Source organism: Leeuwenhoekiella parthenopeia, from assembly GCF_020782115.1.
GTDB classification, from domain to species: domain Bacteria; phylum Bacteroidota; class Bacteroidia; order Flavobacteriales; family Flavobacteriaceae; genus Leeuwenhoekiella; species Leeuwenhoekiella parthenopeia.
Genome location: NZ_JAJGMW010000006.1, coordinates 71,272 through 97,559, shown reverse-complemented (window position 1 = coordinate 97,559; position 26,288 = coordinate 71,272). Strand labels below are relative to the sequence as shown.

Genomic DNA, 26,288 nt, shown 5'->3' with positions numbered 1-26,288 from the left:
AAGCGGAAGGTTAATCGCTCTAAATTATACATCTTTCGTGTTAAAAAGAATGCCGTTTGCCTTAGAAATTCTAAGATTATAATTTAAAAACGGCAGCTTTAAAGGTATCCGGGATAAGCGGGTATAAAACTAAACAGCAGCGCCCTAAAAATCGTATAGAAAACCTCTGATTTTTTTACTAATCTTAAATCAGACACTAAGGGAGCCGCTGTATTTTAAGATTTGAACTGACTTGCCGGGTGTCATATTCAATCGTTTACGTAATAGATGTTGTGGCTTTAAAAATAAAATAGATTGTATTGTGTTATTAGATGTCGAATGTTAACTTTGTGAGACCAAGCATTGTTAAAAAAAGGTTATGAGTGAACTGTTAGAGCGTGTAGGATCATTGCAAAAGGCAACAACTACTCTTATTAACAGACATCAGCAACTTCAACAGCAATTACAGGCTCTTGCGGCCGAAAATGCACAGCTCAAAGAAGAGAATGCAACGCTCAAGAAACTTGTAGAAAACTGGGAAGCGAAGTACAGCACACTCAAGACAGCAAATGCTATGCTGGGCAGTAACGATTATAAACGGGAAACCAAGCTCAAAATAAATGCAATGATGCGGGAGATAGATGCCTGCATTGCGCAGTTAGCCGATTAAACAAAGGATATGTCTGAACATCTCAAAATAAAACTTTCTATTGCAGACCGGGTATATCCACTCACTATTTTGCCCCAGCAGGAAGAAGGCCTGCGCAAGGCAGCAAAAGATATTGAGGCGATGATTAAAAAGTTTGAGCAGAGTTATGCCGTTAGAGATAAGCAGGATGTATTGGCGATGTGCGCACTACAATTTGCTTCTATAACAATACAAAGGGATCTGGCAGGAGAGGGAGAGCAGGCTGAAGCAGCTCTTAAACTCAAGAATCTTGAAGATTTGATTCAGAGCCAGTTATCCTAACGTTCTTTAAATTAGAATTTACTTACTGCCTACATTGGTTACATTTTTTGGTGAACTCAACACTAATTCTTTATAGAAGGATGAGTCTGGGTTGTAAAAGCGCGCCGTTCCCGATTTTTCGGGATGAACGGATTCTTGATCAGCCCGTTAGTCCTATGATTTATATAAGGAGTTTACTCAAAACACTTCCAATGTAGGCTTTTTATATATATACACTTAATCTATGGACACAGTTTTAACAATCGTAGGGGTCATCTTGATAGCCGGCACTCTGGGATTTTTACTGGCAAAATTGCTGGAAAAAAATAATGCCTCTCAAATCGTTAGTAACGCCCGAAAAGAGGCCGAAAACATTATTAAAGAGGCCAAAAATGAAGGAGATTCTATCAAAAAAGATAAAATCCTTCAGGCTAAAGAAAAGTTTATTGAGCTTAAATCGGAGCACGAAAAAGTAATTTTGGCCCGTGATAAAAAAATCAATGAGATCGAGAAACGCACGCGTGACAAAGAGTCTCAGGTAAGCAGTGAACTTGCAAAGAATAAGAAACTTAACAAGGATATTGAGACCAAAGTACAGGACTACAATGAGCGCCTTGAATACCTCGAAAAGCGGCAGAGTGATATCGACAAGATGCACGCCAGTAAAATTCAGCAGCTTGAAGTAATAAGTGGTCTGTCTGCCGAAGATGCCAAGGATCAGCTTATCGAGTCTCTGAAAGATCAGGCTAAGAGTGATGCCATGGCCTATATCCAGAATGCGATGGAGGAAGCTAAGCTTACTGCAGAGCAGGATGCCAAAAAGATTATCATCAATACCATTCAGCGTATCGGTACCGAAGAAGCGGTTGAAAACTGCGTCTCGGTATTCAATCTGGAAAGCGATGATGTAAAAGGACGCATTATTGGTCGTGAAGGTCGAAACATCAGAGCGATTGAAGCCGCAACAGGGGTCGAGATCATTGTAGACGATACACCTGAAGCGATCATTTTATCCTGTTTTGATAGCGTACGCCGTGAGGTAGCCCGCTTGTCGTTGCATAAATTGGTTACAGACGGTCGTATACATCCGGCTCGTATAGAAGAAGTGGTCAAAAAGACAACCAAGCAAATAGAACAGGAGATTGTTGAGGTGGGTAAACGTACCGTTATCGATCTTGGTATTCACGGGCTTCATCCGGAACTCATTAAAGCTGTGGGTAGAATGAAGTACCGTTCTTCTTACGGTCAAAACCTGTTACAGCACAGTAGGGAAGTGGCTAAACTTTGCGCGACTATGGCTGCCGAGTTGGGTGTAAATCCTAAACTGGCCAAACGTGCAGGTCTCTTACACGATATAGGTAAAGTGCCCGAGACGGAAAGCGAAACTCCACACGCCTTACTGGGTATGGAATGGGCAGAGAAATACGGTGAGAAACCCGATGTTTGTAACGCTATTGGGGCTCACCACGACGAGATTGAGATGAAAACACTACTTGCGCCTATCGTACAGGTGTGTGATGCGATAAGTGGGGCCCGTCCCGGAGCGCGTCGTCAGGTGTTGGATTCCTACATTCAGCGTTTGAAAGATCTTGAAGATATTGCCTTTGGTTTTGCCGGGGTTAAAAAGGCCTATGCCATTCAGGCGGGGCGTGAGCTTCGGGTGATTGTAGAAAGTGAGAAAGTAAACGATGAGCGCGCTTCAGCCCTTTCGTTTGAGATTTCGCAGAAAATACAAACCGATATGACCTATCCCGGTCAGGTGAAAATCACCGTAATACGGGAGACCAGGGCGGTAAACATCGCCAAATAAATTAAAAAAGCCGCTCTTTTCAGAGCGGCTTTTTAGTTTTACCCAACATGAATATTAATCTAAGTGGTTTTAAGTATAGAAAAGGGATTTTATAATCTTGTCCCTTTAGTTTGATTTACCATACAACTCATTCCAAAGTCTCAGATAATGATCTGCCAATTGCTGCTCGAGCTCTTTGGGAAATGGATAACCATCAGGACCTACGAATACAAATTTCTCCTCGCTCTGGCTCGTCACCCGCATACGCTGATATTTTTCAACCCATGCATCATAATGATTGAGCAGTTTTTTAATGTTTTCCAACAGCTCAGGAGCAATGAGATATCCCTGAGTAAGTATCAGATTATTTACCGCTGAATTTGATTTTAAAAGAACCTCCTGCTCAATGTAATGACGTTCTTCAGGTGTTTTAGCTTTTACATAACGTTCAAATGCCAGGCTCGATCGTTGCATTTGAAAATAAATACTTCCCATGGCTTCGCAGGCCTTCTCTTTCCAGGAAAGCTGAGATTTTACGGTATTGGTAATCTTTTCGCTTTGCTTTAATAACAGAAAACCCATCAATCCGGTAAGTAAACTGCTTCCTAAAATTATAGAGATAAGTTTAGCAAGATCCATTTTTAAACATTTTTGAGTTCATTTAATGATTTTTTAAGATAGTCGGCAGGGAAGGAGCTGTTTACTTCAGAAAGATTTTTTTCGCGCCCCAGAGTATACCAGACGCAATCATCATCGGGTTTGTTATAGCATACCACGAGATCACTTAATACATTGTAGGCACCCCGGGTTTTGCCACTGGCAAGATCGTCGTAGGAAATGCCGGCATAATCTTTACAGCTAATTACACGACCTGACGGATCAATATAACTGCGCCCGGCAATAACCTGGCAACCTGCCGAGAAGTTTGTGCGCCCATCTCCGGACCAATGTATGTTTATAGTGGTATTGGGCTCATCAAGACCTGCTGCAATATCGGCATCGGTTAGCGCGTTGTCTGCAACTTTATCCCTGTAAACCAAAACTCCTTTTGAATACGGTCTTAGGGCTTTGTATATCTTTTGAGCACTCGCAATCTTATGCCAGCTCAGCCGGTATTTATGCTGTCCTTCCACCAAAAAAGCCTCATCACTGCGATCTGCCATCGAGGCGCTGGGATCTGTACTACCCCAAAATGTAAAAGCGAGACCCTTTATAAGTAAAATAAACAGGTCATCATTTTCTCTTTTTTGAGCACTCAGGTCAGGATTGCGGCGTATGCCGATAAGATGTGTTTTTGCAGGATCAAAATCCCAGTTTTGGGGTGCATACGTGTCTGAGATTTTGGGATAGCCTGCCACGTCTGCCATTATCTTATTGTCAGAAGAGCTGTAATGGGATTTGGCTTTATTCAGGATTTCAAACCATAGTCTGAATTCTTCGGTAGGATTGTTTAAATCGTGCCGTGCCCAGTCATTTATTATCCCGTTTGATTCCCAGCGGTCTATGTGGCTCCAGGTTTTAGGCCCAACCACACCATCGGGCAGACCTATAGATTTGTTACCTTCTATTGAATAGACGTATTCCTGAAATAGGCGTGTGGCAGACTGAGTGCCGTAGCCAAAAATCCCACTGAGCTCTGCATTGGGGAAGAAGCCTTTGTTTTTTAGAAAGCGCTGCAGTCTAAAAACCAGATTTCCGCTTTGCTCCTTAAAATCCTGCCATTGAAAATTGGCCTCGTCCCTAAACTGCTCACGGTCTCTTAATCGTGTAGCCATCCACCGGTGATACGGTCGTAAAAAATCGCCTTTGTCTGCCGGAAGCTTTCCGGCGTCAACAGATCCCAATCTCAACGTACTCATAACATCTTTAATTATAATGACTTATAAATTTATGAATTAATGCGTGGCTTAAACAAAAGGCAAAAAAATAGGGGCAAATGCCCCTATTTAACTACCTGTTTTTCCTGATGTTGATTTAGTCTTCCGAAGAATTTTCATCCATAGAATGGTAAACATTCTGTACGTCTTCATCTTCTTCTATCTTTTCAAGAAGTTTTTCTACCTCTTCAGCCTGTTCCGGAGTTAGTTTTTTGGTAACCTGCGGAATCCGTTCAAAACCACTTGACAAAATCTCGTGATTGTGTTCTTCTAAATAAGACTGAATAGTTCCAAAGCTTTCAAAGGGGCCGTAAATAAGTATTCCGTCTTCATCTTCAAAAACCTCTTCGGCGCCATAATCTATAAGTTCAAGCTCCAATTCTTCCGGGTCGATACCGTTTGCCGCAATCCTGAAGTTACAGGTATGGTCAAACATAAATTCAACAGAGCCCGAGGTACCTAGGTTTCCGTTACACTTATTAAAATAGGAGCGTATGTTAGCTACGGTACGGTTGTTATTATCGGTTGCGGTCTCAATAAGAATCGCGATACCGTGAGGGGCATAGCCTTCAAAAAGCACTTCTTTATATTCGCCCAGACTTTTATCACTGGCCCTTTTAATGGCCCGCTCAATGTTGTCCTTAGGCATGTTAACGCTCTTGGCGTTTTGTATAACGGCTCTAAGCCGTGAGTTTGTGTCAGGGTCGGGGCCGCCTTCTTTAACAGCCATCACGATGTCTTTGCCTATACGTGTAAAAGCCTTAGCCATCGCACTCCAACGCTTCATTTTACGTGCTTTTCTAAACTCAAATGCTCTTCCCATAATTTCATTTTTAAAGGCAGTAAATTTAGTAAAATTCGCCAGTTTGAAAAGTTCTTTTTTGCCCTATAAATCGGGTTTAAGCGTCGATGAGTTTTTCAATAGCAAGTGCCAGTTTGAAGTCTTTTTCGGTCACGCCACCGGCATCGTGAGTTGATAGCGAGATATTGAGCGTGTTGTACACGTTTGTCCATTCCGGGTGATGTTGTTGATTTTCGGCTTCAAAAGCGATGCGGGTCATCATCGAGAAGGCTTCCTTAAAATTCTCAAACTCCAGTGAGGTGTGAATGGAGTTGTCTTTATATTCCCAGCCTTCCAGTTTCTCCAGGCGTTCTTCAATACTACGGGTGTCTAATTTACTCATGGTGTGTTTTTTAATTGTGTTTTATCAAATTTCGCCATTTAAGTTAAGACTTCGCACTATTGGTGCAGATCATTAGGGCACTTTAAGCATATTTTAAGTTTCTTCGGCAGAGCCAAAAGAGAACCTTACCTTTGCAAAAATTGACTTTATGACACATGCTGAAATACGCCGGCTCGAGCCTCAGCCGGTTTGGAAAAACTTTGCTGATCTCAATGCCGTACCCCGGGCTTCAAAGCACGAAGAGCAGGTAATTGCTTTTATGAAAGCCTTCGGCGAAAATTTAAAACTGGAAACTTTTGTAGATGAAGTAGGTAATGTGATTATACGCAAACCGGCAACACCGGGACTTGAAGACCGAAAAATGGTGGTGTTGCAGTCTCACCTCGATATGGTGCATCAGAAAAATAACAACACCCAGTTTGATTTTGCCAAAGAAGGTATAAAAATGAAAATTGAAGGAGATTGGGTGAAAGCCGAAGGCACAACTCTTGGGGCTGATAACGGTATGGGTGTAGCGACGATTATGGCTTTGCTTGAAAGTACAACTATTCCACATCCTGCGATTGAAGCACTTTTTACCATAGACGAGGAAACCGGAATGACTGGCGCGATGGGTTTAAAACCGAGAGTGTTGAAAGGAGCTATCCTGCTTAATCTGGATACTGAGGAAGATGACGAGATAGGAGTAGGCTGCGCCGGTGGAATAGATATCACGGCCACACGCAATTACAGGCAGGAAGAGACAGAACCCGGTAAAACTGGATACCGGCTTACCGTAAACGGCCTTCAGGGTGGTCACTCGGGAATGGATATTATTAAAGGTTTGGGTAATGCTAATAAATTGCTGAATCGCTTCCTCACCGATTCTTTTGAAAACTACGGTTTACGCATCAGCGAGATTGATGGCGGCGGTTTGCGCAATGCCATCCCGAGAGAGGCAACTGCGATTTTTTGTATCGATTCGGTTCATGCCGAAGCTTTTCAGGCCGATGTAGCCGAACTCGCCGAAGCTATAAAGGCAGAATATCAAAATCTGGAGCCTAACCTGAATATTGCTTTGGAAGCCACAAATTTACCGGAGGTTGTGATGGAGTTGGGAGTTCAGGAAGGTTTTATCAAGGCGATGCAGGCCGTTTGGAACGGAGTATACCGTATGAGCCCCGATATTGAAAATCTGGTCGAAACATCTAATAATGTTGCGCGCGTGCGTGTGGCTGGGGGAGCAATTGAAGTCTTATGCCTCACGCGTTCATCGGTAGAATCTTCACGAACCGATCTCGCCAATACCGTACGCAGTGCTTTTGAATTAACAGGCTGTGAAGTCCATTTTTCGGGAGCCTATCCCGGTTGGAAACCCAATATGAACAGTCCCATATTAAAGGTTTTGGTAGATAAATACAAAAAAATAAATAACCACGAACCTCACGTGGCCGCCTGTCATGCCGGGCTCGAATGTGGAATTTTAGGACAAAACTATCCTGAGATGGATATGGTTTCCTTTGGGCCTACCATTCGGGGAGCCCACTCTCCTGATGAGCGGGTGAGTATTTCTTCGGTTCAGAAATTCTGGACGTTTGTGCTGGAAATTTTAAAAGATATCCCTAAAGCCTAAATAAAAAAAGGAGCTGTTTACCAGCTCCTTTTTTAGTTTCTATCCTTCAGAATTTGTTTGCTTTTGATTCATAACGTCCTGAAAGCGCTTTTGTAAGTCCTTGCTTTGTTGCAATGCCATTGCAACTTCGCGATACCGGTTAAAGGAAAGGTTGTGGTTTTCAATAACTTCCTTCATTTGTTCTACCAGAAGCGGCTGCATTTCCTGCAATTGCGCGACAATCTGCGCATGCTTTTTCAATTCATCTTCCGTTGCCTGCACAGGTACTTCCGGGTTCATTTTTTGCTTTCTGAATGGCGTTAAAACGCTCTACCTCGAGACCGTTTTCGGTAATTAATGCCATCATTTTCTGCTTGACGTTTTGATTTACACTTTGCACCTCTACAAAGGCATCTGCAAAATTATTGAGTTCGTCAGGGGTGATTTCGGTCTGTGCCTGATCTGCTATAGGAGTTTCTGCCTGTTGTGCTTTCGCCGTAAGGCTAAATCCCCCAAGTAAAGCGCCGGTAAGCGCCAGGCTTATGATGTTTCTCTTAAATGTAATCATGTGTTGCTTTTTTAATTAAGTCTACAGGATAACAAATAAGATGGGGAATGCCAGAGGTATAAGGCTTAATCGGTTTTTATTTAGAAAAAATTAACAGATAACAGCGTTTTCCATTAACATTTTGCTGGGACTAAAGGTGTTTTTAAGGCTTTATTCAGTCTCCTCTTCAAGTAGTTCTACCTCAAAAACCAGATTGGTACGCGGCGGAATGATACGGTATCCACGCTCTCCATAGCCTAAGTAGTATGGGATAAAGAGTGTGGCCCTGTCACCGTAATTAAGTTCTTGAATGCCCTCTTTAAAACCGGCGATCATCTCTGCTTCAGGTCCGTATGGGATTTCCAAAGGTTTGTACATATCGGGTTTTGGGCGGGTTTGCATATTCCAGCTTTCTGCAAGTTCTTTGATATTGGTGTCAAAGAGTTCGCCATCACTAAAGTAACCGGCATAGAGAACCTTAACGCTTTGCGATCTTTTGGGCTTAATCTTGCTGCCTTCCCGGGTAAGAATGTAAGCCAGACCGCTTGGCAGGCTGTCAGTCTGCTTGCGTAAGTCTTCAAACTCCTCTTTTTTGGAGTCCTTGCGCTGCTGTAATTCTTCGGCCGCCTGTTTGCGTTCTTTTTCTTTACGCTCTATTTCTTTAGTAAATACCTGAGGCGCATCAAAAAATCGTGCTTTTTTACCTTTTCGTATAATAGTTACTTCCTCGATTTTAACAGGTTTGCGGGGCTTGCCGGTTTTGGGATTAAGCATTTCAACCTCAGAAATGGCGTTAAGCACGTCAAAACCTTCACGTAGCTGACCAAAAACCGTATGGCAGCCAATTTGAGGATTAGAACAGTTTTTTAATTCACCTTCCGCGGTGTATGCATCCAGATGCGGACTGGGAACCTGAGTGACAAAAAACTGGCTTCCGTTTGTATCGTAACCCGAGTTGGCCATAGAAAGTACTCCTATCGTATCATGCTTTAACTCCGGGTGAAACTCATCGTGAAATTTATATCCCGGGCCTCCGCTTCCGCTTCCCTGAGGGTCACCTCCCTGAATCATAAAGCCTTTGATGATGCGGTGAAAGGTGAGGTCATTGTAGTAAGGTTTTCCGCTGTAAATGGTATCTGCCAATGGATTTTCACCTTCAGCCAAAGAAACAAAATTAGATACTGCTGCAGGCGTCTTATCGTAAAACAGTTCAAAAAGCATACTGCCTTTTTCCGTTTTAATACGCGCATACAGGCCATCTTTAAGGTCCGGATAGGGATCATCAGAACAACCTGTAAAGGTTAACAAAATTAGAAATGCAAAGTAGGTCACGTTTCTCATCTATTTTAAACTTACGGTTTTTTTAAAACTTCAGGTATTTAGATAATATGCTTTAGGGGGTGTTTGCCTCGCCAGACTTGATGTGGTTAAGTGTAACCCGCGTTTGAATAGGCCAGTTTGAACCAATTTTATCAAGGTAGCCGTAGTACCCAAAAGCTTTATGCGAAGGCAATAAAAAGGTAACAGTCTCGCCTTCTTTCATCAATTTGAGTCCGTCCTTAAGCCCAGAAATCAAATCCTGATTGCTTTGCTCAATTTGATAGGTTTGAGTGCCCAGTTCTTCTTCACTTACAATAACGTCTCCCTTAAGCGTCTGAATTTCATAATTAAAAGTAACGAGGTCACCGGTTTCTGCTGTGGCAAGCGCGGTCGTATCTTTTACATTATAATAATACCAGAAACCTTTGTCTGAAGTAAAATACTCATACTGCGGATTGGCTTCCATCAATTTTTTTATGGCAGATTCTTCGGCTTTATTGAGCTCCTTATTTCGCGCTATGGAAGCATCAATATAAGAACCGCCGGTGTGACTTACGGGGCGGCGCGCCTCGGGAGTCTTGCAACCGGCAAGAGCCAGTAGGGCAACTAAGAGGAAATTAAATTTGTTCATTCAGGGCTTCTTTGTATTGGGGTAATATACTAATAAAATAGTCAACTGTTTCCTGTAACGAGCGATCGCTTTTACCGCCGGCTGCATTGGTATGGCCTCCTCCTTCAAAGTGTTCACGTGCCATCAAATTAACCGAAAAATCCCCTTTAGAGCGCAACGAGATTTTGACGATGCCTTCCTGTTCATTTTCAATAAAAATAAGGGCTAAAACCACTCCGTCTAGTGACAGGCCGTAGTTTACAAAACCTTCGGTGTCGCCTTTTTGATAATTGTGTTTGTCTAGTTCTGCCTGGGATAAGGTGATGTAGGCAGTTTTATAATCTTCAAGTTTTACAAGATTGGTAAGTGCCGTGCCCAGCAATTGCATACGCTCATAGCTGTTGGCGTCAAAAATTTGCTGGTGGATGTAAGCATTATCGGCACCTTTTTCAATAAGGTTTGCAATCACACGATGCGTTGTTGCTGTGGTAGATCTAAAGCGGAAGGATCCCGTGTCGGTCATAATTCCCGTATACAGGCAGGTCGCCATATCTGCGTCTACCAGGTGGGTGGCATCAAGCATCTCAAAGGTGTGATACACCATCTGGCAGGTTGCACAGACCGTGACATCACTGTAGGTTACCACGGCATAATCATCGGGTTGCTGGTGATGGTCTATCATGATGAATTGCGCGGTAGCTTTATCCAGATCATGCTGCATATCGCCCACACGCGAAAGCGAGTTAAAATCCAGAGTAAAGATAAGCTCGGCTTCTTTGATAAGGCGTTTGGCTTTTTTGTTTTGAAATTCAAAATTAACCACCTGATTATCGCCGGGCAGCCATTTTAAAAATTTCGGGTAATCATTTGGGGTAATTACCGTAGCGCTATGGCCGGTCTTGGTAAGATATTGCCCCAGGGCCAGGGTAGAACCCATCGCGTCACCATCGGGATTCTTATGCGGGATGATTACAATCTTTTTAGGTGATGCTAATAAGGATTTGAGAAGGACTATTTCTGCTTTTTTCATAGTTGACGAAGATACGATTTCTTGATATAGACTTAATACGAGAAGTTCTAATTTTGAACCTAAGCAAAATGTGAGCGATGAAAAATACAGGTATCAGGCGGTTTTCTATTTTACTTTTTTGTGTACTCGTGTTTCAGACACTGTGTGCCCAAAAGAAAGATTCGGGGACTTTTAAGATTCTTTTTGGCTCGTGCAACCGTACCGAATTGCCAAATCCTTTTTGGGATCAGATGGCTGCTGCTCAGGCTGATGTTTTTATTTGGGGAGGAGATGCGATCTATGCCGATACGCGAAATATGCGTAAGATGAAAAAAATGTATCGTGCGCAGAAAAGCATTCCGGAGTATAAGGCTTTCGCCGAAAGTATTCCGGTGATGGGAACCTGGGATGATCACGATTATGGTCTCAACGATGCAGGGGCTGAGTATGCCGAAAAGCAAAAGAGCCAGCAATTATTTTTAGATTTTATAGGAATGCCTTCGGATGCCGAAACACGCCAGACTGAAGGGGTATATGCATCTAAAGACTTTAGCGTTTCCGGAAAAACCATAAAAATCATTGTGTTAGATACACGCTACTTTCGGAGTAAACTGAAACGCGCAACAGATCCCGAAAAGCGCTACGTACCCTCAACAGATACCACAGCCACGATGTTAGGTAAAGAACAATGGGCCTGGCTTGCGAAAGAACTTTCTGAAGATGCGGATTTCACAGTGATTATGAGCAGTGTTCAATTTTTAAGCAAAGAACACGGTTTTGAAACCTGGGGTAATTTTCCACACGAGGTTGCCCGTTTTGAGCAACTCATCAAAGAATCCAATTCAAAGGCAGTGATCCTTTTAAGCGGTGACCGTCATATTGCCGAATTTTCAAAAAAAGAACTTCCGGGACTGCAGTATCCACTCATTGATTTTACCAGTAGTGGTCTTACACATACCTACACAGCTTTTGATGGCGAACCCAATAGCAATAGAGTTGGAGAAGTCGTCACCCTTAAAAACTACGGTTTAGTTGCTATTGATCTCAGTACTAATGAGGTTCATTTCAAAATGATGGGTGAGAATAATGAGGTTTTACAGGCATTAACACAGGATTATTAATATTCGTTAAGCCTTTTAGCTATTGTCATTAAAAGAATTACTTTTGCAGCGATTTTTAAAAACCAGAGTAGCGCCTTATAAACCATACCGGCGCGCTTAAAACAAGAAGAAATGGCAACAAACAGAACGTTTACCATGATTAAGCCCGATGCTGTAGAAAACGGACACATCGGTGCAATACTAGAAAAAATTACTGCTTCAGGTTTTCGCATTGTAGCGCTTAAACTTACCCAAATGACTGTTGCTGATGCGCAGGAATTTTATGCGGTGCACAGTGAGCGTCCATTCTTTGGCGAACTTGTAGAATTTATGAGCAGAGGTCCAATCGTTGCAGCTATTCTTGAGAAAGAAAATGCTGTTGAAGACTTTAGAACGCTTATTGGTGCTACCAATCCTGCTGACGCGGCTGAAGGAACCATCCGTAAATTATATGCAACTTCTGTAGGTGAAAACGCAGTTCACGGTAGTGACAGCGATGAGAATGCAGCTATAGAAGGTGCTTTCCATTTCTCAGGTAGAGAGATGTTCTAAACCCCTCAACTCTAAAGACGATAGGGGAAAATGAGGCTTATCTCAATATTCCCCGGAGTCCCGAAAAATTAAAAGCAGCCCCTGGGCTGCTTTTTTTATGCGCTGTTTAAAGGCCTACACTTAACGCAAAATCACTTTTTTTATAATTTCCCGTCCCAATTGCTCGTTGAGATTGGTGCGTATTTTTTCTTTGCCATAACTCAGTTCTTCCCGCAATACCGAAGAGCTAAGCTGCACCATAAGGCGATCACCGTCCAGTTTGATCTGGGTCGTGTATTTGGCAATAGCCGGTCCCATTACATCGCGCCAGGCTTCGGCCACGTCAACCTTGTCTATGCCTTTTTGCAATTTGTTTTTTTCAACAAATGCGCCCAAAACATCTTTTAAAGATCTGGGGTCTGCGTCGCGTTGTGCCATTAATCGGTAATATTTATAGGTTCAAATTTTTTGTACGTGTAGATTATACCCCGTGCATTGCGCACCTGCAATTCTTCTGCGTCAGCTTTTAAGACCACTTCCTGCCAGGTATCGTAATTGGTGCTGTATTCCAGATATAGCGAGTCGTTTTTAATGCGTGCGGTCACTGCCTCACGCGAATCTGTAGCTACAAAGCTTCCGTCGATACGTGGGAGTACTTTGGTTCTGAAACCGGTAGAATCTTTAATTTCAATATAATCTACCCGTTCGCTAAAACTGTATTCACGCTCCTTACCGCCAACCGTTTCAACCTGTTTGATTTCCCAATAACCGTTAAGGTGCTGCAATTGCTTCTGCGGATTGTTTTGGGCACAGCCCAAAACCAGAAAACTTAGAGTTAATATCAGATAATAAGCGTTTTTCACAATTTAAAGAGTTTATACGATTGGTGAATTTCTTTTACAATAGCTTCGGTACGGTCAGGATGCGTGTCACTTATAAACAACTGCCCAAAATTTTTATCATTGACCAGATCGATGATTTGGGTAACCCGGTTTTCGTCCAATTTATCAAAAATATCATCGAGCAGGAGCAGGGGCGTGGTACTGCTTTGCGCTTTTATAAAATCAAACTGCGCCAGTTTTAAAGCGATAAGATAGGATTTTTGCTGACCCTGACTGCCAAATTTCTTTATCGGATGTCCTTCAATCTTAAAACCCAGATCATCGCGGTGTACTCCCACACTGGTGTACTGCAAGGCCCGGTCTTTTTTCAGGTTTTCAATAAAAAGCTGACTTAGAGGCGCGTCGTGCAACTGGCTTTTGTATTTCAGTTTGACGTTTTCTTTCCCGCCGCTTATAGCTTCATAGCGTTTTTTAAAAATTGGGGTAAAAGCTTCCAGAAAAGCTGCCCGTTTTTTAAACAGCAGGCTTCCCAGGTCGTGCATCTGGGCATTGTAAATCTCAAGTGTATCTGGATTGAAGGTGTGATTTGCGTTAAAATACTTAAGCAGGGCGTTGCGCTGCGACAGGGTTTTGTTGTATTTAAGCAGGGTGTCGAGATAGGCCTTGTCGCTCTGCGAAATCACCCCGTCTATAAACTTTCGGCGGGTTTCGCTGCCTTCAATAATAAGATCCCGGTCTGCGGGCGATATAATGACCAATGGTAAAAAACCAATGTGGTCTGAAAAGCGCTCGTAAACTTTACCGTTGCGTTTTATCACCTTTTTTTGACCGCGTTTGGCACTTACAATTACTTTTTCCTCACGCTCGTTTTTCTCATAAACCCCGTCAATCACAAAAAATTCTGCATCGTGATTGATGTTTTGAGTGGTAATGGGGTTGAAGTAACTTTTACCGAATGAAAGGTGGTATATAGCATCAAGCACATTGGTTTTTCCTACCCCGTTATTGCCCACAAAACAGTTGATCTTTGCATCCAGTTCAAAGGATGCCGATTCAAAATTTTTGTAATTGATAAGCGAAAGGGCTTTGAGAATCATAGGTTTTTTTTCGGCTTAAAAAATGCTAATTGCTTGAAAAATAAGGAGCTGAATTGTGCGGGTGTCGTCTGCAAATTATTGAAAAATAACAAAACAATCCGCTATCAATATTGAATAAAAATTTTATTTTTGCGCCCAACAAAAGTTAAAATATGGCTACATATCAAAAAAGAGGATATAAACCGAAGAAAGAGGAAGAACTAGAAGAGCAATTGCACGATGAAAGTACAACGGCAGAAGTTTTTGATTCTCTTGACGAAGGCGCAAACCGCACCGAAGCCTGGGTAGAGCAAAACCAGAAACCTATATTAATAGGTATCGCAGTTGTGGTAGTTGCTGTTTTAGGATATTTAGGTTACGAGAAATTTGTTCAGCAGCCTAAAGAATTAGAAGCCTCTAACGAAATGTATCAGGCGCAAAACTATTTCAACGAGGCGATTGAAGGCAGCGTTGCTAAAGATTCACTATTTAATCTGGCACTTAACGGTGGTGAAGGGAAATTTGGTTTCCTTGAAATCATTGATAATTACGGAAGCACCAAAGCCGCTAACCTTGCTCATTATTATGCAGGTATGGCGTATTTAAATCTCAATAAATATCAGGAAGCTATTGATGAGCTTGAAGATTTTGAAAGCGATGATATGATGCTTGCTCCGTTGGCTAAAGGTGCTATTGGCGATGCATTTATGCAGTTAGATCAACCTGAAGAGGCGTTGTCATATTATGAGGATGCTGCAAAAATGCGCACCAATGACTTTACAACTCCGCGTTTTCTGATGAAAGCTGCTCAAACAGCTATTAGTCTGGGACAAAACGATAAAGCGGTAGGTTATCTTGAGCAAATTGAAGAATCGTATTCAGATTCTCCAATTGCGAGTGAAGTACCTCTTTATTTAGGTATGGCCAGAGCAGAGTAAAAAGCCTTGCTTAACTAAAAAAATAAAATATGGCAACAACAGACTTGTCTGTTTACGATAAAGCTACAATCCCAAACGCGAAAGACTTTCGGTTTGGGATTGTTGTTTCAGAATGGAATGACAACATAACCGAAGGCCTTTTTCAAGGTGCTTTTGATACGTTTATAGACTGCGGCGTGCGCAAAGATAATATCGTACGCTGGAATGTTCCCGGGAGCTTTGAGCTCATCTACGGCTGTAAAAAAATGCAGCAGAGCTACGATATGCTAGACGCAGTAATTGCCGTAGGAAGCGTTATTCAGGGAGAGACCAAGCACTTTGACTTTGTATGTGAAGGTGTGGCTCAGGGTATTAAAGATCTTAACGTACAAAACGATATCCCGGTAATCTTCTGTGTGCTCACCGATAATACGATGCAACAGGCTATAGATCGTAGCGGAGGCAAACACGGCAATAAGGGCGTAGAAGCTGCAATCGCCGCGATTAAAATGGCCCAACTGCGCAAGGAAGCCCGGTTTTAGGAGTTATTAGTTACTAGTTATTGGGTTATTCTAGTTATTTAAAAACCGAAGACCTGAAACTGGGACGGTCTATTAATTCAGAATTAAGAATGTAGAATTATGAGTTAATTTTATTGAGCTATCCGAATTTTGTATTTCTGATTTCTAATTTATTATTTCACAACCTGTAACTGCCCACTGCAACTGCTTACTGTTTTTTTTTGGAATGCTTTTTGGAACATCCCTTTTAAAGCTTTACAGCTTTTTTACGTAACTTTAGATTTTTAGCGATTATGGGAGTTTTAAAAACACGCAAGAACAAGAAATACAGCTACAGTCCCCGGTATTATGAAGGAGACACTAGTCCGTATAAATTAGAATCCAAATTTGATAAGTACCGAAAGGCTACGCTTGAAACCAAAGGTTTAAAGGCAAAATTTACTACAGCCTGGGAAGATTACAAATACAATAAGGATGAGCGTGCGCGTAAAACGACTTTGCTTATTGTAGCCATTTTAGTCTTTCTCTTCCTATACATTATTGATTTTGATCTGAGCATTTTCTTTACCTCTTAATCAAACGTATTTTTTGCGTTTAGGCTAAAAAAAGTACCCTTAGATTTTTAACTTGCACTACTTTTTAATTTTTAGCTAAACCGAATTCATGTCTGATATTATCAAGCTTTTACCCGATCATGTGGCTAATCAAATCGCTGCAGGAGAAGTGGTACAACGCCCGGCTTCTGTGGTTAAAGAACTTCTGGAAAACGCCATTGATGCCGAAGCGACTCAAATCAAGCTGTTGATAAAAGACGCAGGTCGTACCCTGATTCAGGTGATTGATGACGGTAAGGGAATGACCACTACAGATGCCCGGCTTTCTTTTGAGCGGCATGCAACTTCCAAGATTTCAAGTGCCGAAGATTTATTTGCCTTACATACCAAAGGTTTTAGAGGCGAGGCTTTGGCTTCAATCGCTGCAGTTGCTCACGTAGATTTAAAAACAAGGCCCGAAGGAGAAGATGTAGGAACCCAAATTGAGATTGAGGGCAGCACAATCAAATCGCAGGAAGTTTGCGCCTGTCTCAAAGGCACTTCCATCGCCGTAAAAAATTTGTTTTTTAATATTCCCGCAAGGCGGAATTTTCTCAAATCCGATTCAGTCGAACTCCGGCATATTATTGATGAATTTCAGCGCGTTGCATTGGCACACGAAGGAATTTCTTTTGTGATGTATCACAATGATGGCGAACTCTTCAATCTTCCAAAAACCAATAAAAGACAGCGTATCGTTGGTGTTTTTGGTCCTAAGACCAATGAAAAACTGGTCCCGGTGACTGAAGATACCGAAATCGTTACTATCGAAGGCTTTATCGTAAAGCCCGAATTTGCAAAGAAAACCAAAGGGGAGCAGTTCTTTTTTGTAAACGACCGCTTTATCAAGCATCCCTATCTCAATCACTCGGTAAGTGCAGCTTTTGACGGTTTGTTACCCGACAGGGCGAGAGCCAGTTATTTTCTGTTTCTCCGGGTAGATCCCAAGACTATAGATATCAATATTCATCCTACCAAAACCGAGGTGAAGTTTGAAGACGAGCACGCCATCTATACCTTGTTGCGTGCGGCAGTAAAACACAGTCTGGGGCAATTTAACATCGCTCCGGTTCTTGATTTTAACCGGGAGTCTAGTATGGATACGCCGTATTCTTATAAAAACAAGGCCGTTGAGGCCCCGCGTATTGATGTGGATCGCAACTTCAATCCCTTTGAGACGGTAAGTCCTAAAAGTGGTTTTGGCGGCACGCCCAATTATGAAAAAAAGAGCGCTGCAGGTTGGGAAAATCTCTACGAGGGTCTTGAGAAGCAATCCCGTTCAAATTCCTTCAGCAGTCTTGAGATGGAGGAAGAATCTGAAACCGAGTCGCTTTTTGTGGAGCAGGAAAGCAGGGGTTTTGGTGATAAACCCATGACAGAAACTGAGACGGCAAATACCTATCAACTACATAATAAATATATTGTAAGCGCCATTAAAAGCGGTATGCTGGTCATCGATCAACAGCGTGCGCATCAGCGGGTGCTTTATGAAGAATTTTTACGCAATATTACCGTTAAAGAATCGGTGAGTCAGCAATTGCTTTTTCCGCTGAGGCTGGATTTTTCGCCTACTGAATGGATGATTATTGGCGAACTGAAAGAATCTCTCGAGAATACCGGTTTTATGCTCAATATGTCTGAAGAAGGCGTGCTTGAAATAAGTGGGATTCCTGCCGGAATTCCCGAAAGTGAAGTTTCAATTGTATTAGAACAACTTTTAAGTGATGTAGAGCACGAGGTTCCCGATTCGGGCTTTAGCCAAACCGATGTTCTGGCTAAAAGCATGGCCAAGAGTATGGCGGTAAAAACCGGAGAAAAGCTTGATGAGTTATCCCGGGAGCATTTGGTCAATAAATTATTTGCCTGTACAGAGCCGTCCTTGTCTCCATTTCATAAAAAAACCTTTATAACGCTTAGTGTAGACGAGCTGGATCGTAAATTTAACGCCTAAATGGTTTGTTGCTTAAGCGACTTTAATTTGTAAACTTAAACAATGGGTAGAATTACCGAGACTGTAAAGGTCCTCCTGATTATCAATGTTATTTTCTTTTTGGGAACAAAGTTTTTATTCCCTCAGGCTCAGGAGCTCTTTGCGTTGTGGTTTCCGTTGAATCCGTATTTTGAATACTGGCAGCCGCTTACGCATATGTTTATGCACGATCAGAGCAGTATTTTTCACATACTGTTTAATATGTATGCGCTTTGGGCTTTTGGGAGTGCGGTGGAAGCCCGAATAGGCCAAAATAAATTTATCTTTTTCTATTTTTCTGCCGGTTTGGGAGCAGCACTCATTCATCTGGCTGTGGGTTACTTTTTTTATTATCAGGGTTTTCAGGCTTTGTCCGATTCCGGTTTTTCTCCTGATCAGATAACTTCTTATGTCAATGATGCCTACAAGAGTATCGTTGCCAACCGCGGTCAGTACAGCATTCCAAACTCGGTGACCGATGTGCAGGCTGTACAGGGTATGGTCGAGGCTTTTTCAACCCGAGCTGTTGGAGCTTCAGGAGCTGTTTATGGAGTTTTGGTAGCATTTGGGATGTTATTCCCCAATGCAGAACTTATGCTTATCTTTTTACCTGTTCCGATCAAGGCTAAATTTTTCATTCCCGCGTTACTACTGCTTGATTTGTTCTCCGGCGTGACCGGTTTTAGCTTATTTGGTCAAAATATTGCGAATTTTGCCCACATCGGCGGTGCCCTGTTTGGTTTTATTATGATGTGGTACTGGAAAAAGAATAGTTTTAACGATAAACGCTGGTATTAGTATGGCGACAAATGATCTAAGCTATAAATTTAAAACGGCTAACATAGTCATTAGGCTCATTGTGATTAATGTAGTGGTATGGCTGACGCTGATGCTGCTTGAATGGGCCTTAAATATGGGTCCTGTACTTACACGCTGGCTGAGTCTGCCTACAGATTTAGGCCGTTTGGTGATTCAGCCCTGGTCTTTGCTTACCTATGCCTTTTTACACGGTGGTTTCTTCCACATCTTCTGGAATATGATCATTCTATATTGGTTTGGTCAGATTGTACTTAATTTGTTTACGGAAAAGCGTTTTCTTACGGTGTATTTGTTGGGTGCATTGGCAGGAGGCGCGTTGTATGTTTTGGCGTATAATCTGTTTCCCGTATTAATTACTTCCACAGCTTATTTAGTAGGTGCCAGTGCAGCGGTGCGTGCCATTATGATTTTTATAGCCACCTATACACCCAATACCGAAGTACGCCTTATTTTCTTTAATGTTAAGCTTTGGTACATAGGCGTTTTTGTAGTGTTGATGGATTTGATTCAGCTGCCTACATCGGGTAATGCCGGTGGTTTGCTGGCGCATTTGGGCGGCGCTTTGTTTGGTTACTTATATGCCACGCAACTGGCAAAAGGTAATGATATTGGTGCCTGGTGGGAGCGTTTGTCTGATACGGTTGTCGGATGGTTTAAAGCAAAACCAAAACAGCCGAAAAAGGCTAAAATGAAAACCGTTTACAAAAATGAATCCCGCACCAATGCAGGCTACGCATCATCCAGAATGTCAAAAAGCGAACAGCAAAAACGCATAGATACAATTCTTGATAAGATTAGCAAAAGTGGCTATGAGAGCCTTTCTAAAGAAGATAAAGACTTTTTGTTTAAAGCCGGAAAAGAGAACTGATGCGCAATCTGGGTTTGCTTAATAAACTTGTTTTTTTTCTCAACAGTCTCTTTGCCTTCTTTTTACTGGTAGGCTATGTCCTGCCTTATTTTCCTCCCCGTATTTTTCCTCCGGCTTCGGTGCTTACGCTTATTATACCGGTTTTATTAGCTATAAATCTGGGCTTTGTGATCTACTGGCTTATTCAGTTTAAACGGCAGTTCTTACTTTCGGCGATACTTATAGGTATCAGCTTTTTTAATGGTAAAACCCTGTATCGTTTTGGGGATGGAATTCTTCCGCAGGATGTATCAAAATCTGAAAATCAGATTCGAGTGCTCAGTTACAATGTTCATGTTTTTCGCAATGAGGATTACCAAAATGACGAGGTTACATCAGGAATTGCGAAGCTTATTGAAAGTGCTCAGCCCGATATCATTTGTTTTCAGGAGTATTCTAAATACGGAGCGCCCCGCTTGGCAGATTATCCCCACGTATATCTGGGCAGCACAGCAAAGGCGGTAAATTATGGCCCGGCTGTTTTTTCAAAATACAAGATCATCAACAGCGGTTCATTAGACTTTGAAAGCACATTCAACAACGGGATTTTTGTTGATATCGTAAAAAATAAAGATACCCTCCGAATTTATAACCTGCATATGCAATCGCTCGCACTGACTCCAAGGTTTGATGCTTTGGAAGAGGAGAATACCAAATACCTCCTGGGAAGGCTGGGCACTGCGTTTAAAAAACAGCAGGAGCAAACCGGTTTATTTTTAAAGCATCAGGCAGCTTGCGGGTATAAAAAAATTGTTACCGGAGATTTTAATAATACCGTTTATTCTTACACCTATAACAAGATCAGAGGAACTAAAAAAGATGCTTTTGAGGAGCAGGGAAGTGGTTTTGGGCGCACCTTTATTTTTGACATCATCCCAATGCGTATTGACTTTATCTTACCGGATCGGGAATTTGAAGTTGAAGTATTTAAAAATTTTGATGTTGATTATTCCGACCATTATCCCATCGAGGCGGTATTAAGCCTTTGAGCGCATTAGAGGTTGAAGGTCCAGGTCGGTTAAGTAACTTAAGCTTTCGGGACCCAGATTGAAAATGAGATCAAGTACCGAAAGATGCGGAATAAAACCTGTTTTCTCTTCAAAAACCTGACGATAGCGGGGGAGCGTCATTTCCGGTTTGCGTTTAGCATCTGCCAGCATCCGCAAGTCCTGTATTTCTGAATCGTCGTAATTCATTTTATAGGTTGTTGTATAATGGGTATTTGGGGTGCTATCAAGCAGTTCAAAAATACAATCCAGAGTTGCTTTGTTAAATTCAAGCAGGCTCTCGTAATCTGTATGAAATAATGGGTGGAGTTCATCTTCATAGAACTCAAAAAAAGGTGAGGTTCTGTATGCTATAACAAGTGAGCGCCAGTGTTGACGTTGCCACAAAAAACTCGATTCAATTTGAGCATCGGCAGTTTTTTTATGACCTCCCGTGCCGGTATGTTTTACAGGTATGTTAAGCAATAGCCGGCCATTTGCGGTGCCTATATACATACGGTTGCGGTAGCTTTGTTTTTGATAATTATCACAAACCTCAAACAGGATTTGCTCGCTTTGTACCATAGCGGCTGTTGTGAGAATGTCAGGAAAATAAGTGGGGTGTAAAACAGATTTCATGGCTATTGTTTCAGGCGGCAAAGATAAATCTTTTAAAACAGAGAGCAGATGCAGATAATACCATAAAAACACGTGCTCAACCTGTGCGCTTTTGAATTGTAGATTGAACTGTTTTGGGCTAAATGATTCAGTTGTTATTTGAGCTGTATTTAGTGTTAAAATAAAACTAATCAATTTATTACGTGCATATCGTCGGTAAAATGTATCTTTATGGCAGCTTTTAACGCCCCAACTTGAGAAAGAACTTTCGCCCCTTACTTCTGCTGCTCTTTTCGGCTTTCCTATTAAGCCACATGGCAGCTTATTCATTTAGTAAAAATGTTCAGCAACAGCCAAAACCCACTTTAAAAGCTCAGCTTGACAGTATTTTTAAGGTAACCGACGCGAACAATTACGTAGCGGCTATAGATCTCATTGGTCAGTTGATCAAAGATTCTGAGCAGCAGCAAAACTTCACCTATCTTTTTCACGGATACAATTTGCTGAGTGTGAGTCACGCAAATTTGCGCGATACAGTTCAGTCCCTTAACTATTCGAAGAAAGCCTTGCACTATGCGCAGATGTCTAAAAACGACACACTAATTTCCTGGGCCTATAACAATCTCGCGGCAGATTTATCGGCTCATAAAGAAAGCCAGGCTCAGGCTCTGGAATACTATAAGAAATCGTTGCACATTCAGCAGAGGTTAAATGACGGCGAGTTTAACGATGCTGCGCTCAATCTTGCCGAGTTGTATCACAAAATGGGTGATTATAAGCTTATGCGTGAGTACCTTGAAGAGGCGCAGAAAAGTTATGATCCGGCTTATATCTACTTTGATAATCCCCTGATTCATCTGGAGATTTTATGGGGTGATTATTATGTTTCCCAAAACGTGAAATATCGTGCCTTAGAAAGCTATAATAAGGCTTATGAGCTTATAGAAGAAAAGAAAATAGATTATCTGGCGCTTGACTTTTATGAGCGTTATGCCCAGTTTTTAAGAGAGCAAAATTATCCTGACCGTGCTTATGAAGTGCAAAAACGGTTTATGGAATATTATAAGAATCAGGAGAATTTAAAAGCTCAGGAGACTTATCAACTGGCTCAGGCTAAATTTGAGGCAGCCGAAGCCAAACGCGAACGCAATCAGGCAAAACTGCAACAGGAAATACTGGATAACGATCTGCAACGCAAGAAGACTCAGTCTATTTTACTGGCTTCCATTATTGTATTGATGGTTTTGTTTCTTGTTTATTTGTTTTATAGTGAACGTTTACGTCTGGGGCTAATCAAAAATTTAAAGTTTCAAAATGCCAATCTGGAAAAGGCTAAAATACGTGCCGAAAAAAGTGAACGGGCCAAAACCCGCTTTTTTTCTACTTTAAGTCACGAAATGCGTACCCCGCTTTACGGGGTTACCGGGATGATTACAATTTTTGAAAACAACCCGGAATTGAAGAAATACAAAGACGAGATCAGTTCCTTGCGTTTCAGTGCAGACCATCTTCTAGAAATCATTAACGATCTGCTTGATATTTCAAAACTGGAGGACGATTCGTTTAAACTGGTTAAAAAATCGTTCAATATTAAATTATTGGTGGAAGATGTGATTAACAGTTTTGACCGTAATCGATTACGAAACGCACAGTGTACGCTAACCTGCGACATCGATCGCAATGTGCCTAATTATGTGGTGGGCGATGCGCGAAGGATTAAACAGGTTTTACTCAATATTATAGGTAACGCCATTAAGTTTACCCCAAAGGGCGAAGTATGCCTGCGGCTTACCGTTAAGCATCTGGAATCGGGAAAACATCAGGTACGTTTTGAAGTACAGGACAACGGTATTGGGATTCCTAAAGAAAAGCAGGAAGCTATTTTTGATGAATTTAGCCAGCTCGAAGAGTTACAACTCAGGGAAGCTAAAGGTACAGGTCTTGGCTTGCCTATTGTGCGGAAACTGCTTGAGAAAATGGGCGCCGATATTGAGGTGGAGAGTGAACCCGGGAAGGGCAGTACCTTCAGTTTTGAGTTGCTTTTGGAAGAGGCAACCTTGCTTCAGGTTACTAACACTAATTCTAAGAAAGCACCTATTCCTCCTAAAGAATTACCGGCTGATTTTAAAGGGCTGCGATTTTTGGTCGTAGATGATAATAAAATAAACCGGATGGTGACCAATCGTATTTTGAGTAATTTCAAAGCCGAAGTACAGGAAGCATCTAACGGAAAAGAGGCCATAGAGCTGGTGAAAAACCAGGACTATGACCTCATTTTAATGGATATCAATATGCCGGGTCTAAATGGATATCAAACCACACAAATCATTCGGGATTTTGAGCTGGATGTACCCATAATTGCGCTTACTGCTTCCGTAGAAAACTACGTAACCCGGAGAGCTCTCGAGAGTGGGATGAATGATGTTATAAGCAAACCCTTTAACACAGAGAAATTTTTTAAAACCATTCACGAGCAAATGGCCCGTCGCAGCCGCGCGATGCATTAAAGCCTGGCTGGCGCAGATTCTCCCAGATTAAGCGGGTAGGCTTGCAATACCTGTTCTAACTCGCGCTCGTTTAGCTGATCTAATGCCTTAGAAAATCGCTCAAAGCTGTAGTCACTGCGCATCTGTTGATAAGCCTGTTTTACACCATCTAAAACCTGAATATAGGTCCCGTAGTCCAGCTCCCGCGAAAGCTCCAGATTTACCACGGCATTTTCAGGCTTCGACGGTTTTACAGCTGATTTTTCGGTATTCATTACAAAATTGACAACCTGCGTGGAAAGCTCTTCAAGTTGAATCACGCGCTCATTGATAAGATATTCCCCGTTCCCGTTTATTGAAATTCGCAACAGGTTGCGCTCAGCAATTTCGGCTGTGCAATCTTTGGTTAAACAGGGATCGGGCAGGGTTTGACTCAAACCTTTATCGGTCTCAATTGTTGTGGTGGTCAAAAAGAAGATGAGCATTAAAAATGCAATGTCTGCCATAGACCCGGCATTTACAGAAGTAGTTGTTCTCATAATACGTGTTTTTAATTAGACTTATAAAAACACGTATCAACTAATATGCCTTAAATGTCTGTATTTGAGAATGCTCCTTTATATCCTTTTGATTTTATTCGGAGCGTTCTATTTGTCTTTGAATTTTTTCAATGGCTTCTTCGATAGATTTTTCGGGCTCTATTAAGTTGTACGAACCCCAGAATTGAGGGTCTGCAAAACCCGAAACTTCATCGGCTAGAATCGTATTGCTTTTAAAATTTGATTTTTTCGAAAGGTCTGCGACATTGATGGCTTTCTCCCAGTCTGTCACCAGCATCTCGCTGCTTATTCGGTATTTGTTGTTAAAAAGTTTACGTTTCCAGTTGACTACAAATTCGAGCTTTACATTGCTGTACCCGTAATACCATTTACCGTCGCGGTTGCGGTAGTCTACGCGATAGGTGATTTCGGTAGGCCATACTTTTACCTGATTTGGTTTTTTTCGCACAAATAATTCTGACGCCAGTTTTCGGTTTTCGACATTCATATTGTACACCGCATTGGTAAGGGCGTAGGATTTTGCGTCAATAAAAAGTTTGCCATAATAAAGCGGATCCAGAATAGATTGCTTTTGCCTGAAATTAACGGTGTAAACCAGACGCCCATCGTCTGTAACCGGCTCCCCAAAACTGAAATCATAATCGGAAATAGTTTGTGGCGTCATAAAAAACTCGGGGTATTTCATCAGGTCTGCATAGAGCGCATTAAGCGGCCCACCCTGAAGCTTGAGGGCTACCGTGTCAAGGCGGTCGTAATTGGTGCTTTTACGGGCTTTGTAAATGGCGACCAGATCTTTTCCGTTTGAGGTATATGGTTTTTTTTCTATGGCCACCACTGCTTCGGCCAGGGAGGCGCTTCGGTTTCTGCGATTTATAGATTCTCTGTAAAACGCGGTCATGTAGGTCTCGTCCTCCAAATAGTTTTGAGTTCTGTTTTCAAAAACAAGGCGTACCAAAGCTTCTGCGTTTTTGGGTACACTCACATTTACCGCATCGAGTTGTGTGGTCTGAGGATTTAAACTTATGGTATTGGCATTTCGGCTTAAATCGCTTAAAATGATGAGCAATTTTTCATAGCCGGGATAACCAAAGGATACCTTTGCCTGAGGCATAGCTTCGGGTATTTTAAGCACAAAATCTCCTTCTGAATTGGTTACCGTTGCAATATTAGAACCTTCTATGAGAATGTTGACAAAAGGAAGAGGATCCTGAGTTTCGCTGTCGATAACAGTTCCCTGATATTCGATAAAGGCTTCAGACTCCTGAGCTGTGGCTTTAAACGAAAGCAGGACAAAAAGTATTAGGGAAAAGTATCTCATAGGTGATTTGAAGAGATAATTTTGGGACGTGCAATAATTAATCGTTTTCATTAAAGTTTTTTATTTTGAAGATACGATTTTTTCATAATACCTTAATGAATAGATTTTTAGAGTTAATTTATTTGGCACGATTTATGAAAATTATAATTGCGTAAATTTGTGCAACATTGCGGCCCTAAATGGGTATTTA

General features: G+C 41.8%; 29 protein-coding genes. 14 read left to right on the top strand and 15 right to left on the bottom strand.

Features of this window, described 5'->3' with window-relative positions:
- The first annotated feature begins 358 nt into the window (after positions 1 to 358).
- The 3 genes from LLW17_RS06380 (at position 359) to rny (ending at position 2,738) form a co-directional block, all read left to right on the top strand.
- Positions 359 to 649 (top strand): coiled-coil domain-containing protein, encoded by a 291-nt coding sequence (locus tag LLW17_RS06380; protein WP_228229428.1) that lies wholly within the window; start codon positions 359 to 361, stop codon positions 647 to 649.
- A gap of 9 nt (positions 650 to 658) precedes the next feature.
- Entirely contained in the window at positions 659 to 949 is a 291-nt protein-coding gene (locus LLW17_RS06375) for a cell division protein ZapA (protein WP_228229427.1), read from the top strand.
- A gap of 223 nt (positions 950 to 1,172) precedes the next feature.
- The gene (gene rny, locus LLW17_RS06365; protein ID WP_228229426.1) at positions 1,173 to 2,738 is read left to right on the top strand and encodes a ribonuclease Y; all 1,566 of its coding nucleotides are present in this window, start codon (positions 1,173 to 1,175) and stop codon (positions 2,736 to 2,738) included.
- A 105-nt stretch (positions 2,739 to 2,843) separates the two neighbouring features.
- On the opposite strand, the gene LLW17_RS06360 is transcribed toward rny, so the two are convergent.
- The 4 genes from LLW17_RS06360 to LLW17_RS06345 all read right to left on the bottom strand — a co-directional run bounded on the left by LLW17_RS06360 (position 2,844) and on the right by LLW17_RS06345 (position 5,778).
- Positions 2,844 to 3,356 (bottom strand): hypothetical protein, encoded by a 513-nt coding sequence (locus LLW17_RS06360; protein WP_228229425.1) that lies wholly within the window; start codon positions 3,354 to 3,356, stop codon positions 2,844 to 2,846.
- Positions 3,357 to 3,358: 2 nt separating this feature from the next.
- Positions 3,359 to 4,576 (bottom strand): peptidoglycan-binding domain-containing protein, encoded by a 1,218-nt coding sequence (locus LLW17_RS06355; RefSeq protein WP_228229424.1) that lies wholly within the window; start codon positions 4,574 to 4,576, stop codon positions 3,359 to 3,361.
- Between the two features lie 115 nt (positions 4,577 to 4,691).
- The gene (locus LLW17_RS06350; RefSeq protein WP_228229423.1) at positions 4,692 to 5,417 is read right to left on the bottom strand and encodes a YebC/PmpR family DNA-binding transcriptional regulator; all 726 of its coding nucleotides are present in this window, start codon (positions 5,415 to 5,417) and stop codon (positions 4,692 to 4,694) included.
- A gap of 76 nt (positions 5,418 to 5,493) precedes the next feature.
- Entirely contained in the window at positions 5,494 to 5,778 is a 285-nt protein-coding gene (locus tag LLW17_RS06345) for a 4a-hydroxytetrahydrobiopterin dehydratase (RefSeq protein WP_228229422.1), read from the bottom strand.
- A 148-nt stretch (positions 5,779 to 5,926) separates the two neighbouring features.
- Here LLW17_RS06345 and LLW17_RS06340 point away from each other — a divergent pair, with 148 nt between their 5' ends.
- Complete coding sequence (locus tag LLW17_RS06340; RefSeq protein ID WP_228229421.1) at positions 5,927 to 7,390, top strand: aminoacyl-histidine dipeptidase; 1,464 nt, start codon at positions 5,927 to 5,929, stop codon at positions 7,388 to 7,390.
- Between the two features lie 39 nt (positions 7,391 to 7,429).
- Here the strand turns inward: LLW17_RS06340 and LLW17_RS06335 are convergent, their stop codons facing one another.
- The 5 genes from LLW17_RS06335 to LLW17_RS06315 form a co-directional block, all read right to left on the bottom strand.
- Positions 7,430 to 7,669, bottom strand: a complete 240-nt coding sequence (locus tag LLW17_RS06335) for a DUF4168 domain-containing protein (RefSeq protein WP_228229420.1) — start codon at positions 7,667 to 7,669, stop codon at positions 7,430 to 7,432.
- Positions 7,632 to 7,937 carry a DUF4168 domain-containing protein gene (locus LLW17_RS06330; protein WP_228229419.1) on the bottom strand — a complete coding sequence of 102 codons (306 nt, stop codon included), beginning with the start codon at positions 7,935 to 7,937 and terminating at the stop codon, positions 7,632 to 7,634. Before LLW17_RS06330 ends, LLW17_RS06335 begins: the two co-directional genes overlap by 38 nt.
- 150 nt (positions 7,938 to 8,087) lie before the next feature.
- Complete coding sequence (locus LLW17_RS06325; RefSeq protein WP_228229418.1) at positions 8,088 to 9,257, bottom strand: peptidylprolyl isomerase; 1,170 nt, start codon at positions 9,255 to 9,257, stop codon at positions 8,088 to 8,090.
- Positions 9,258 to 9,309: 52 nt separating this feature from the next.
- Complete coding sequence (gene gldI, locus LLW17_RS06320; protein ID WP_228229417.1) at positions 9,310 to 9,867, bottom strand: gliding motility-associated peptidyl-prolyl isomerase GldI; 558 nt, start codon at positions 9,865 to 9,867, stop codon at positions 9,310 to 9,312.
- Positions 9,854 to 10,876, bottom strand: a complete 1,023-nt coding sequence (locus LLW17_RS06315) for a DHH family phosphoesterase (RefSeq protein WP_228229416.1) — start codon at positions 10,874 to 10,876, stop codon at positions 9,854 to 9,856. Before LLW17_RS06315 ends, gldI begins: the two co-directional genes overlap by 14 nt.
- Before the next feature lie 77 nt (positions 10,877 to 10,953).
- On the opposite strand from LLW17_RS06315, the gene LLW17_RS06310 reads away from it, so the two are divergent.
- Both LLW17_RS06310 and LLW17_RS06305 read left to right on the top strand, forming a co-directional pair.
- On the top strand, positions 10,954 to 11,976 hold the full coding sequence (locus LLW17_RS06310) for an alkaline phosphatase D family protein (RefSeq protein WP_228229415.1): 1,023 nt from the start codon (positions 10,954 to 10,956) through the stop codon (positions 11,974 to 11,976).
- 111 nt (positions 11,977 to 12,087) lie between these two features.
- Positions 12,088 to 12,507 (top strand): nucleoside-diphosphate kinase, encoded by a 420-nt coding sequence (locus LLW17_RS06305; RefSeq protein WP_228229414.1) that lies wholly within the window; start codon positions 12,088 to 12,090, stop codon positions 12,505 to 12,507.
- A 120-nt stretch (positions 12,508 to 12,627) separates the two neighbouring features.
- Here the strand turns inward: LLW17_RS06305 and LLW17_RS06300 are convergent, their stop codons facing one another.
- From LLW17_RS06300 to recF, 3 genes are read right to left on the bottom strand one after another with little or no spacing between them, the layout of a single operon-like run.
- Positions 12,628 to 12,924: a DciA family protein gene (locus LLW17_RS06300; RefSeq protein WP_228229413.1), complete on the bottom strand. Its 297-nt coding sequence runs from the start codon at positions 12,922 to 12,924 to the stop codon at positions 12,628 to 12,630.
- Complete coding sequence (locus LLW17_RS06295) at positions 12,924 to 13,349, bottom strand: lipocalin family protein (protein ID WP_228229412.1); 426 nt, start codon at positions 13,347 to 13,349, stop codon at positions 12,924 to 12,926. Before LLW17_RS06295 ends, LLW17_RS06300 begins: the two co-directional genes overlap by 1 nt.
- A complete protein-coding gene (gene recF, locus LLW17_RS06290; protein ID WP_228229411.1) occupies positions 13,346 to 14,425 on the bottom strand; it encodes a DNA replication/repair protein RecF in 1,080 nt (359 codons plus the stop codon). Before recF ends, LLW17_RS06295 begins: the two co-directional genes overlap by 4 nt.
- A gap of 152 nt (positions 14,426 to 14,577) precedes the next feature.
- On the opposite strand from recF, the gene LLW17_RS06285 reads away from it, so the two are divergent.
- From LLW17_RS06285 to LLW17_RS06255, 7 genes are all read left to right on the top strand, one after another.
- Positions 14,578 to 15,342: a tetratricopeptide repeat protein gene (locus tag LLW17_RS06285; RefSeq protein WP_228229410.1), complete on the top strand. Its 765-nt coding sequence runs from the start codon at positions 14,578 to 14,580 to the stop codon at positions 15,340 to 15,342.
- Positions 15,343 to 15,371: 29 nt separating this feature from the next.
- Positions 15,372 to 15,863 carry a 6,7-dimethyl-8-ribityllumazine synthase gene (gene ribH, locus LLW17_RS06280; protein ID WP_228229409.1) on the top strand — a complete coding sequence of 164 codons (492 nt, stop codon included), beginning with the start codon at positions 15,372 to 15,374 and terminating at the stop codon, positions 15,861 to 15,863.
- Between the two features lie 272 nt (positions 15,864 to 16,135).
- The gene (locus LLW17_RS06275; protein WP_228229408.1) at positions 16,136 to 16,417 is read left to right on the top strand and encodes a riboflavin synthase subunit beta; all 282 of its coding nucleotides are present in this window, start codon (positions 16,136 to 16,138) and stop codon (positions 16,415 to 16,417) included.
- 88 nt (positions 16,418 to 16,505) lie between these two features.
- Positions 16,506 to 18,386, top strand: coding sequence for a DNA mismatch repair endonuclease MutL (mutL, locus tag LLW17_RS06270; protein WP_228229407.1), 1,881 nt, complete (start codon positions 16,506 to 16,508; stop codon positions 18,384 to 18,386).
- Positions 18,387 to 18,428: 42 nt separating this feature from the next.
- Positions 18,429 to 19,202, top strand: coding sequence for a rhomboid family intramembrane serine protease (locus LLW17_RS06265; RefSeq protein WP_228229406.1), 774 nt, complete (start codon positions 18,429 to 18,431; stop codon positions 19,200 to 19,202).
- A gap of 1 nt (position 19,203) precedes the next feature.
- Positions 19,204 to 20,091, top strand: a complete 888-nt coding sequence (locus tag LLW17_RS06260; protein ID WP_228229405.1) for a rhomboid family intramembrane serine protease — start codon at positions 19,204 to 19,206, stop codon at positions 20,089 to 20,091.
- Positions 20,091 to 21,119 carry an endonuclease/exonuclease/phosphatase family protein gene (locus tag LLW17_RS06255; RefSeq protein WP_228229404.1) on the top strand — a complete coding sequence of 343 codons (1,029 nt, stop codon included), beginning with the start codon at positions 20,091 to 20,093 and terminating at the stop codon, positions 21,117 to 21,119. Before LLW17_RS06260 ends, LLW17_RS06255 begins: the two co-directional genes overlap by 1 nt.
- Here the strand turns inward: LLW17_RS06255 and LLW17_RS06250 are convergent.
- Positions 21,108 to 21,755 (bottom strand): WbqC family protein, encoded by a 648-nt coding sequence (locus tag LLW17_RS06250; RefSeq protein ID WP_228229403.1) that lies wholly within the window; start codon positions 21,753 to 21,755, stop codon positions 21,108 to 21,110. The genes LLW17_RS06255 and LLW17_RS06250 overlap by 12 nt on opposite strands.
- Before the next feature lie 293 nt (positions 21,756 to 22,048).
- On the opposite strand from LLW17_RS06250, the gene LLW17_RS06245 reads away from it, so the two are divergent.
- Positions 22,049 to 24,241, top strand: a complete 2,193-nt coding sequence (locus LLW17_RS06245) for a tetratricopeptide repeat-containing hybrid sensor histidine kinase/response regulator (protein ID WP_228229402.1) — start codon at positions 22,049 to 22,051, stop codon at positions 24,239 to 24,241.
- Here the strand turns inward: LLW17_RS06245 and LLW17_RS06240 are convergent.
- Positions 24,238 to 24,759, bottom strand: coding sequence for an ExbD/TolR family protein (locus LLW17_RS06240; protein ID WP_228229401.1), 522 nt, complete (start codon positions 24,757 to 24,759; stop codon positions 24,238 to 24,240). The two genes, LLW17_RS06245 and LLW17_RS06240, sit on opposite strands and share 4 nt — an antisense overlap.
- 94 nt (positions 24,760 to 24,853) lie before the next feature.
- The gene (locus LLW17_RS06235; RefSeq protein WP_228229400.1) at positions 24,854 to 26,098 is read right to left on the bottom strand and encodes a carboxypeptidase-like regulatory domain-containing protein; all 1,245 of its coding nucleotides are present in this window, start codon (positions 26,096 to 26,098) and stop codon (positions 24,854 to 24,856) included.
- Positions 26,099 to 26,288 lie beyond the last annotated feature (190 nt).

Bases quoted from the DNA above. Each gene is read 5' to 3' on its own strand.
- rny (WP_228229426.1), top strand. From the start codon at position 1,173: ATGGACACAGTTTTAACAATCGTAGGGGTCATCTTGATAGCCGGCACT.
- LLW17_RS06310 (WP_228229415.1), top strand. From the start codon at position 10,954: ATGAAAAATACAGGTATCAGGCGGTTTTCTATTTTACTTTTTTGTGTA.
- recF (WP_228229411.1), bottom strand. From the start codon at position 14,425: ATGATTCTCAAAGCCCTTTCGCTTATCAATTACAAAAATTTTGAATCG.
- LLW17_RS06345 (WP_228229422.1), bottom strand. From the start codon at position 5,778: ATGAGTAAATTAGACACCCGTAGTATTGAAGAACGCCTGGAGAAACTG.
- LLW17_RS06375 (WP_228229427.1), top strand. From the start codon at position 659: ATGTCTGAACATCTCAAAATAAAACTTTCTATTGCAGACCGGGTATAT.
- LLW17_RS06315 (WP_228229416.1), bottom strand. From the start codon at position 10,876: ATGAAAAAAGCAGAAATAGTCCTTCTCAAATCCTTATTAGCATCACCT.
- LLW17_RS06235 (WP_228229400.1), bottom strand. From the start codon at position 26,098: ATGAGATACTTTTCCCTAATACTTTTTGTCCTGCTTTCGTTTAAAGCC.
- LLW17_RS06335 (WP_228229420.1), bottom strand. From the start codon at position 7,669: ATGAACCCGGAAGTACCTGTGCAGGCAACGGAAGATGAATTGAAAAAG.
- LLW17_RS06275 (WP_228229408.1), top strand. From the start codon at position 16,136: ATGGGAGTTTTAAAAACACGCAAGAACAAGAAATACAGCTACAGTCCC.
- LLW17_RS06255 (WP_228229404.1), top strand. From the start codon at position 20,091: ATGCGCAATCTGGGTTTGCTTAATAAACTTGTTTTTTTTCTCAACAGT.
- LLW17_RS06245 (WP_228229402.1), top strand. From the start codon at position 22,049: ATGGCAGCTTATTCATTTAGTAAAAATGTTCAGCAACAGCCAAAACCC.
- gldI (WP_228229417.1), bottom strand. From the start codon at position 9,867: ATGAACAAATTTAATTTCCTCTTAGTTGCCCTACTGGCTCTTGCCGGT.
- LLW17_RS06330 (WP_228229419.1), bottom strand. From the start codon at position 7,937: ATGATTACATTTAAGAGAAACATCATAAGCCTGGCGCTTACCGGCGCT.
- LLW17_RS06305 (WP_228229414.1), top strand. From the start codon at position 12,088: ATGGCAACAAACAGAACGTTTACCATGATTAAGCCCGATGCTGTAGAA.
- LLW17_RS06380 (WP_228229428.1), top strand. From the start codon at position 359: ATGAGTGAACTGTTAGAGCGTGTAGGATCATTGCAAAAGGCAACAACT.
- mutL (WP_228229407.1), top strand. From the start codon at position 16,506: ATGTCTGATATTATCAAGCTTTTACCCGATCATGTGGCTAATCAAATC.
- LLW17_RS06350 (WP_228229423.1), bottom strand. From the start codon at position 5,417: ATGGGAAGAGCATTTGAGTTTAGAAAAGCACGTAAAATGAAGCGTTGG.
- LLW17_RS06300 (WP_228229413.1), bottom strand. From the start codon at position 12,924: ATGGCACAACGCGACGCAGACCCCAGATCTTTAAAAGATGTTTTGGGC.
- LLW17_RS06325 (WP_228229418.1), bottom strand. From the start codon at position 9,257: ATGAGAAACGTGACCTACTTTGCATTTCTAATTTTGTTAACCTTTACA.
- LLW17_RS06355 (WP_228229424.1), bottom strand. From the start codon at position 4,576: ATGAGTACGTTGAGATTGGGATCTGTTGACGCCGGAAAGCTTCCGGCA.
- LLW17_RS06240 (WP_228229401.1), bottom strand. From the start codon at position 24,759: ATGAGAACAACTACTTCTGTAAATGCCGGGTCTATGGCAGACATTGCA.
- LLW17_RS06360 (WP_228229425.1), bottom strand. From the start codon at position 3,356: ATGGATCTTGCTAAACTTATCTCTATAATTTTAGGAAGCAGTTTACTT.
- LLW17_RS06250 (WP_228229403.1), bottom strand. From the start codon at position 21,755: ATGAAATCTGTTTTACACCCCACTTATTTTCCTGACATTCTCACAACA.
- LLW17_RS06340 (WP_228229421.1), top strand. From the start codon at position 5,927: ATGACACATGCTGAAATACGCCGGCTCGAGCCTCAGCCGGTTTGGAAA.
- LLW17_RS06265 (WP_228229406.1), top strand. From the start codon at position 18,429: ATGGGTAGAATTACCGAGACTGTAAAGGTCCTCCTGATTATCAATGTT.
- ribH (WP_228229409.1), top strand. From the start codon at position 15,372: ATGGCAACAACAGACTTGTCTGTTTACGATAAAGCTACAATCCCAAAC.
- LLW17_RS06285 (WP_228229410.1), top strand. From the start codon at position 14,578: ATGGCTACATATCAAAAAAGAGGATATAAACCGAAGAAAGAGGAAGAA.
- LLW17_RS06260 (WP_228229405.1), top strand. From the start codon at position 19,204: ATGGCGACAAATGATCTAAGCTATAAATTTAAAACGGCTAACATAGTC.